Origin of the sequence: Pseudoalteromonas sp. UBA2102 (assembly GCF_002331165.1) — a bacterium.
In the GTDB taxonomy this organism is placed as follows: Bacteria; Pseudomonadota; Gammaproteobacteria; order Enterobacterales; family Alteromonadaceae; genus Pseudoalteromonas; species Pseudoalteromonas atlantica.
The window spans coordinates 1-7,112 of record NZ_DCYU01000007.1; the positions used below are offsets into that span (position 1 = coordinate 1).

Annotated in this window: 5 protein-coding genes; 2 read left to right on the plus strand and 3 right to left on the minus strand. The window is 41.7% G+C overall.

Annotation, left to right across the window (positions count from 1 at the left end):
• Together B2R65_RS00545 and B2R65_RS00550 are read left to right on the plus strand one after the other, a co-directional pair.
• Positions 1-1,711 (plus strand): Ig-like domain-containing protein (locus B2R65_RS00545; RefSeq protein WP_286740070.1); only part of this gene is annotated, 1,711 nt, incomplete at its 5' end.
• 133 nt (positions 1,712-1,844) lie between these two features.
• Positions 1,845-4,031 carry a S9 family peptidase gene (locus B2R65_RS00550; RefSeq protein WP_286740072.1) on the plus strand — a complete coding sequence of 729 codons (2,187 nt, stop codon included), beginning with the start codon at positions 1,845-1,847 and terminating at the stop codon, positions 4,029-4,031.
• 42 nt (positions 4,032-4,073) lie between these two features.
• Here B2R65_RS00550 and B2R65_RS00555 read toward each other — a convergent pair whose 3' ends face one another.
• The 3 genes from B2R65_RS00555 to B2R65_RS00565 are packed head-to-tail and all read right to left on the minus strand — an operon-like array spanning position 4,074 to position 7,087.
• On the minus strand, positions 4,074-5,558 hold the full coding sequence (locus tag B2R65_RS00555) for a sensor histidine kinase (protein ID WP_286740074.1): 1,485 nt from the start codon (positions 5,556-5,558) through the stop codon (positions 4,074-4,076).
• A gap of 10 nt (positions 5,559-5,568) precedes the next feature.
• A complete protein-coding gene (locus B2R65_RS00560) occupies positions 5,569-6,294 on the minus strand; it encodes a response regulator transcription factor (RefSeq protein WP_004589008.1) in 726 nt (241 codons plus the stop codon).
• A 58-nt stretch (positions 6,295-6,352) separates the two neighbouring features.
• Positions 6,353-7,087 carry a spondin domain-containing protein gene (locus tag B2R65_RS00565; RefSeq protein ID WP_286740080.1) on the minus strand — a complete coding sequence of 245 codons (735 nt, stop codon included), beginning with the start codon at positions 7,085-7,087 and terminating at the stop codon, positions 6,353-6,355.
• Between the last annotated feature and the right edge of the window lie 25 nt (positions 7,088-7,112).

Sequence of the window (7,112 nt, forward strand, 5' to 3'; positions counted from 1 at the left end):
TACATTTGATCATGGCTCTTACGCTGACCCTAGTTGTTTAAGTGTTTGTAGTTTCTCAAATACCGTGCAAAATATGACTGATGTTGCTGGTGAGTGGACTGCAAAAGTAGTAACTGATATGCAAGGCGCTGAAATTACAGTTTCGCCTAGCACCGTTATGCTTGGCGCGCATGGTTCTACTTCAACGGATGCAGAAGGTACAGAAACAAGCACTGACATGGCTGAATTTAACTTAGATATTGATTCAACATTTAACGATGTAAAAGGTTGGAACTTTGGCCACGTAGTGTGGACTCATACTGAGACAGGTCAAATCGCTCACTTACCATTTGCTATTTACGATAACGAAGCAACAAATAGCAGTGTGTTTAGTGCAACAGTCGATGCCGATTCTTTAAATTCTTCTACTCCTGCAAAAATAGGAGTGCAATTTAATAATACTCTGTTCACTGACGAGCTATCAGTAAATGTAAACCTTGACGAAAATGCGGAGCTTCTTAAAGGTGCTGCCCCTGTTGTTGAAGTGACTAATGGTGCAGGTGAAGTAACATTAAGTGAAGACAATAAAGAGCTAACCTGGACGGGTACATTGGGACCAAAAGAATTTGCTATTAACAGCAGTGATTTCTTAGGTACCTTCTCATTGGCTGATGAAGGCATTGAACCACAAGCATGTCCTGACGGGTGTGATGAGATAACCATTACGGTTGAAGCTGACTTTATTTTTGATGGGAAAGAGTACTCAGCATTTACTATCTCAGATAACGGCTTTATTGCTGTTGGTGCAGATGTAAATACAACTAACTCTTGGAGCCCTCAAGCAATGCCTAATGCACGTACACCTAATGGTGTTATTGCGCCGCTTTGGGCTGACTTTGATTTAGCTGGTGGCACGAGCGGTGGCGGTGATCTTTATGTGGCTAAATTTGATAGCGGCTATGTAGTTGTAGAATGGCATGACGTTGAGCTTTGGGGTAGTTCTTTAGGTGATAAGTACACGTTCCAAGTGATCTTAAAAGAAGGCACTGATGAAGTTCGTATGAACTACATTGATGTGCCTGCTTTACCTGCGCCTTACTCAGCGGGTGTAGAGTCTGCTGATGGCAACGTAGGTGCAATGCTGGACACAGTTCCAACGGGTAATGCTATTGGTAGTGGCTACTTAGTCGATCAAATCAAAGGCGGTGTTGTTGATATTCAATATCAAGCCTTTGCAAAAGATCGCAGCCATTACACAGCCGCAGATGCAGTAGAAGTTGATGAAGAACAAACAGTGACTATTGATGTATTAGCTAATGATATGGCTGAGTCGCGTTTTGTATTTGACGCAGTAGCCTCTTCAGAAACAGAAAACGCAGAATTCTCTGCCCATAAAGGTGTAAGAATTAAAGGCAGCTTAGTGGCATCAACTGTTGAGGTGGTTTCTGCACCTGCAAATGGCTCTACAACCGTGAATGAAGATGGCACGATTGATTATACGCCAAATGCACAGTTCTCTGGTGAAGATAGCTTTACATACACAGTGCGTGAAGCATCAGGCACTAGCGCCGAAGAAACTATGGTATCAATCGTTGTTAACGATACCATTGCAGACCCTCAGCCAGTGACGCCAACACCAGAGCCTGAAAGCAATGGTTCATCGGGCTCACTAGCTTGGTTAACATTACTTGCTGCGCCGTTTGCATTTATGCGTCGTCGTAAACAAAAGTAATTTTATAACTAGCACGTTATTTTAAAGGGAGCCTCGGCTCCCTTTTTACATAGCTTCACAAACTAAATTACACCACGCTTTATTATTAGGTATATTTAATAGCACCAATAATAAAAACCATAGAGATTTCATAATGATTCGTTCTTCATTCACGCTAGCCGCGTTATCACTCGCTGTGCTAGCCGGGTGTGATAATGCGCCAAAAAGTACACCTTCAGATACAGCAACTACTATGCAAACACAACAAACAGAAAAACCAGTGAGCGCCGTGGCGCCAATTGCTAAAAAAGTACCTCATGAAATGACGATTCATGGCGATACGCGTATTGATGATTACTACTGGTTGCGTGATGACGAGCGTAAAGCGCCAGACGTTATAAGTTACTTAAATGCTGAAAACGCTTATACCGAGGCAATGCTTGCGCATACTCAAACATTGCAAGATAAGTTATTTGAAGAGTTAAAAGGGCGTATTAAAAAAGACGATGACTCGGTGCCTGTTAAAAAAGGCGACTATTTTTATTCATCGCAAACGCGTGGCGAAAACGAATACCCTACCTATGTTCGCAGTAGCGATTTTAAAGGCACTGATCAGCAAGTTATTTTAGATGTAAATGCGTTGGCCAAAGATCACGACTACTTTGCTGTAAGTGGCTTATCTGTAAGTACTAACGGAAATTTAATGGCGTACGGGGAAGACACCGTTAGCCGTAGAATTTACACCATAAAGGTAAAAGATTTAACCACAGGTCAATTACTCGAAGACACGCTTGAGGGAACAAATGGCGGCGTTATTTGGGCAAACGATAATAAAACCTTTTACTACATTAAAAAAGATGCACAAACCTTACTTGGCTATCAAGTTTTTCGCCATACGTTAGGTACACCGCAAAGCGATGATGAACTTATTTACGAAGAGGCTGATACAAGTTATTACACGGGTATTAGTAAGAGCAAAGATGGCTCAGAAATATATATTTGGCACAGCAGCACCAATGCCTCTGGTATGTCGGTACTCAGCGCAGATGATAATAAAGCTAAACCTAAGCGCTTAATTGAGCGTGAGGACGACCTAGAATACAGTATTTCAAAGCTTGGCAATACGTATTACATCGTCACTAACTTAAATGCGGTTAACTTTCAGCTTATGAAGGTGGATGTAGATAAAGCGCATGATAAAGCAAATTGGCAAACGGTAATTGCGCCGCGCGATGATATTAAGCTAGAAGGCGTTGATTTATTTAAAGACTACCTTGTATATCAAGAGCGAGAGTTGGGTCAGTCGCGCCTTATTGTTCGCCATTTATCGACAGGAGATGAGCACACGCTAAGCTTTAACGACAGTGCCTATACCATTGCAAGCTATGGCAACAACGATATAAACAGCGACAAATTACGTGTTTATTATACCAGTATGACGACACCGGTTTCGTCGTACGATATAGACCTTAAATCAGGTGATAAAACCCTACTTAAACAGCAAGCCGTGTTAGGTGATTTTAACGCAGATAACTATGCCTCGGAGCGTATTTTTATAAAGGCGCGCGATGGTATAAAAGTCCCCGTAAGCTTAGTGTACCGTAAAGATGCATTTAAAAAGGATGGCACAAACCCATTACTGCAATATGGTTATGGCTCGTACGGCGCCACTATGGACCCTACTTTTTCAAGCTCACGTTTAAGCTTATTAGACCGTGGCTTTGTGTTTGCTATAGCGCATGTGCGTGGTTCGCAAATGTTAGGGCGCCCATGGTATGAAGACGGAAAATTATTAACTAAAAAGAACACTTTTAACGACTTTGTTGATGTAACCAAATCATTAGTGGCACAAGGTTATGGCGCAAAATACGAAATATTTGCCTACGGTGGTAGTGCTGGTGGTTTATTAATGGGCGCGGTGGTTAACCAAGCACCAGAGCTATATAAAGGGGTGGTTGCAGCAGTGCCTTTTGTTGATGTGGTCACTACTATGCTTGATGCAAGCATACCACTTACTACCAATGAGTATGGTGAGTGGGGTAACCCAAATGAAAAAGAATATTACGATTACATGCTGTCGTACTCGCCGTATGATCAAGTCTCAAAGCAAGCGTATCCTAATATGTTAGTGACTACCGGTTTACATGACTCACAAGTTCAATACTTTGAACCGGCTAAGTGGGTTGCAAAGCTGCGTGACTATAAAACAGATGATAATAAACTGCTGTTTAAAATAGATATGGAAGCCGGCCATGGCGGGGCGTCTGGTCGCTTTAAACGCCTAGAAGATACTGCGCTAAACTATGCATTTATGCTTGATTTAGCCGGTATTAAAAAATAAGTAAATCAAAATTAAGTAATGTTCTAAAGGTATAGCCGTTGGCTATACCTTTATTTTTTGCGGCAAGTTAAAGCTAAACATAGTGCCTTTGCCCAGCTCACTTTGTACATTTATTTCACTGTCCATAAGTTTTAGTAACCCCTTACAAATAGCCAACCCTAAGCCACCTTGTTGGCGCCCTTCGTTATTTGAATTTGAAGCCTGGTAATGCGGATTAAAAATCGCGTTTAGCTCATCATGCTTAATACCCACGCCGGTATCAGAAACCTGCACAAATAATTGCTTTTCATCAATACGCTTAACGTTTACAGCTATGCTGCCGCCTTTAGGTGTGTGCCTTATTGCGTTATCGATTAAATTACTTAAAACACGCTCAAGTTTTGCAATATCGGCTACAACAGGAAAATCGCAAATTGCGGGCTCTACCGTTAAGTTAAGGCCTTTTTTCTCGGCGGTTAGAGAAAACTTAGCAATGCAATCGTAAATAAGCTCACCTAAATTAAAGGTTTCTTTGTGAATGCTTATTTCGCCGTTTTCTAAATGGGCTAATTCAAAAATTTGTTCAATAAGCTGTTTAAGCTGCGCGCAGTTATTAAGGGATACATGTAAGTACTCACGTTGTTCTTGAGCACTTAATTGCGCCCCCGACTGATTAAGCACCTCTAAAAACCCCTGCAAAGAGGCAAGGGGGGTTCTTAAATCGTGAGATAAGTGGGTAAGCAACTCTTTGCGCTGTTTATCGCTTTGCTCAAGTGCTTTAAATTGCTCGTCAATACGGGTAACCATAGCTTGAATGTTACGGCCTAAACTGTGCACTTCGTTACTTTTTTGGGTCGAATAGTTACTAAGTTTGGTATCGGTAAGGCTGTAATTAGCTGCTTCAATATTGCTTACATCACGGGCTAATCGCTGAATAGGGTTGGTAAAAAAGCGCAGTAAAATAAGCATCGCAATCAGTAAAAATGCAAGTGCAGCTCCAAGCCATAATGCGGCAAGCCATAGTTTGTCATTATTTTTAATTGTGTTTAAAGAGGTATCGTAAGCTTCACCGCCAATAATTACATACAAGTACCCTTGCAGCTTATCGTTATTAAAAACAGGCGCTACAGAGAATATTTTTTGCTGCGCTTTATTTCTTGGATCATCACCATAAATTGGCGCTGCAGCTGGGGTGTTAATCAGCTTTTTTAAGGGGGCTAAATTAATATGAGTGCGTTTAACTTTACCAGGCTTTGCTGAGTAAGTGAGGATTTTTCCGTTTTCATCTACAAAATAAAACTCAAATGCGGGGCCTAATAACATTAAGGTATGAAATAGGTTTTCTAGGGCTGCGTAGTCGTATACACCCTCTTTTATTAATGGGTTATCTTGTACTAAATGCTCAGCAAGGGCTAAGTGCAGGTTTTGCTCGCCATGATGTTTTGAGGTGAGCTCTAGTTGTTTACTCCAGCTGTATACGAGTGCACAAATAAAGCAAAATATAACCACCAACGACACCGCTAATTTTTGATACAAAGATAGGTTCATAATAAGGCTCTTAAGTAAGTTGGCTTGGATTTAGTTTGTAGCCAACGCCCCAAACGGTTTCGATAATAGGCGCTTGATGATGTAGCTCAAGTTTGGCGCGTAACCTATTTATATGTGAGTTAACGGTATGCTCGTACCCGCTGTGCTGATACCCCCATACTTTGTCGAGCAATTGCTGGCGGCTAAAAACATGGTTTGGGTGGCGAGCAAAATATACCAGTAAATCAAATTCAGTGGCGGTGAGGTTAAGTGCTTGTTCGTCTAAATAAACTTGATGTGAGCTAAATTCAATATTGAGTGAGCCTATATTTAGCGTTTGTTCGTTGCACGGGCTGTCGTTTTCGTTATTTTGAATCGCTAGAAGTTGTGAGCGGTGGCGTAATTGTGTTTTAACGCGGGCTTGTAATTCGCGAGCAAAAAAGGGTTTACAAATATAGTCATCAGCACCCATTTCAAGGCCAATTACACGGTCCATATCGCTGCTGAGCGCGGTAAGTAAAATAACGGAAATGGTAGGGTAGTGCTCTTTAATTTTACGGCATAAACTCAAGCCATCCATTTGTGGCAGGTTTATATCCAGTAAAATAAGCCCGTAAGGTTGTTTTGCTATTTTTTTTAGTGCGAGCTCAGCGCTTACAACATGGTCAACATGCAAATTTAACGCAGCAAGTTGAGTTGTTATTAATTGCCCTATTTCTCTGTCGTCTTCTACTACCAGTATTTTTTCGTGCCGCATGGTTAACCTCGTAAAAAAGGGACATCCGTGTCGCCTCACATCCCCATTACAAGCTGTTTTACTGTGTACGAGTGATCACGATTTTTGATACTGGGTTATCAAACTTATGTTCAGCACCTAGTGCAGAGGTTGATAAGCCATCTTGATTAGACACAACACCTGGGTGCATTGTGATTATATCGGCAATATCGTCGCGTATTTCGTTAAACCCTTCGCCGCCAGCAGCGGGACCAGGCACAGTGTCAGCTGTTTCTGTATTCGCCTCCGTACCTGCATCGTAAACGGGCGTCGTTCGTGATATTGAACTGCCTACTTCCAATGTTGATACATCTACAGAACTAAGACCGGTAAAAGCGTCATTTGTATTCCCAAGCATGGCAGCAAAAGATAAATTAAGAACATCTTGTGCATCAACTAAAAGGGTTACAGAGGTTGTTTCGCCAGGGCCAATGCCGCCTTCAGCCGAGACTGAAGCAAGTGCATTTTCATCGCTAAGGTACTCTTCATTAGCGCCGCTTTCTGCAATCATTTCTAAACCGACAGAAGCCGTTTCACCAAATTTCCATGGTGGGGTTTCATCAAATGCAATGACCGAGAGTGGTGATAGTGGTTGTCCAGCCGTTAAGTTACTAAAAGTGATAGTAAACTCATAAACAACAGGTTCGGGCTCTACAACAACCACAGGTTCTTGATCTTCAATAGAGTCGTTATTATCGTTATCGCCACATGCTGCTAGTGAGCTGGCTAACAGTAAAATAAGCGCACTTTTTTTAAAATTAGAAAGAGATGACATGATTAACTCTCCTATTTAACCGTCA

Bases quoted from the DNA above. Each gene is read 5' to 3' on its own strand.
- B2R65_RS00550 (WP_286740072.1), top strand. From the start codon at position 1,845: ATGATTCGTTCTTCATTCACGCTAGCCGCGTTATCACTCGCTGTGCTA.
- B2R65_RS00555 (WP_286740074.1), bottom strand. From the start codon at position 5,558: ATGAACCTATCTTTGTATCAAAAATTAGCGGTGTCGTTGGTGGTTATA.
- B2R65_RS00560 (WP_004589008.1), bottom strand. From the start codon at position 6,294: ATGCGGCACGAAAAAATACTGGTAGTAGAAGACGACAGAGAAATAGGG.
- B2R65_RS00565 (WP_286740080.1), bottom strand. From the start codon at position 7,087: ATGTCATCTCTTTCTAATTTTAAAAAAAGTGCGCTTATTTTACTGTTA.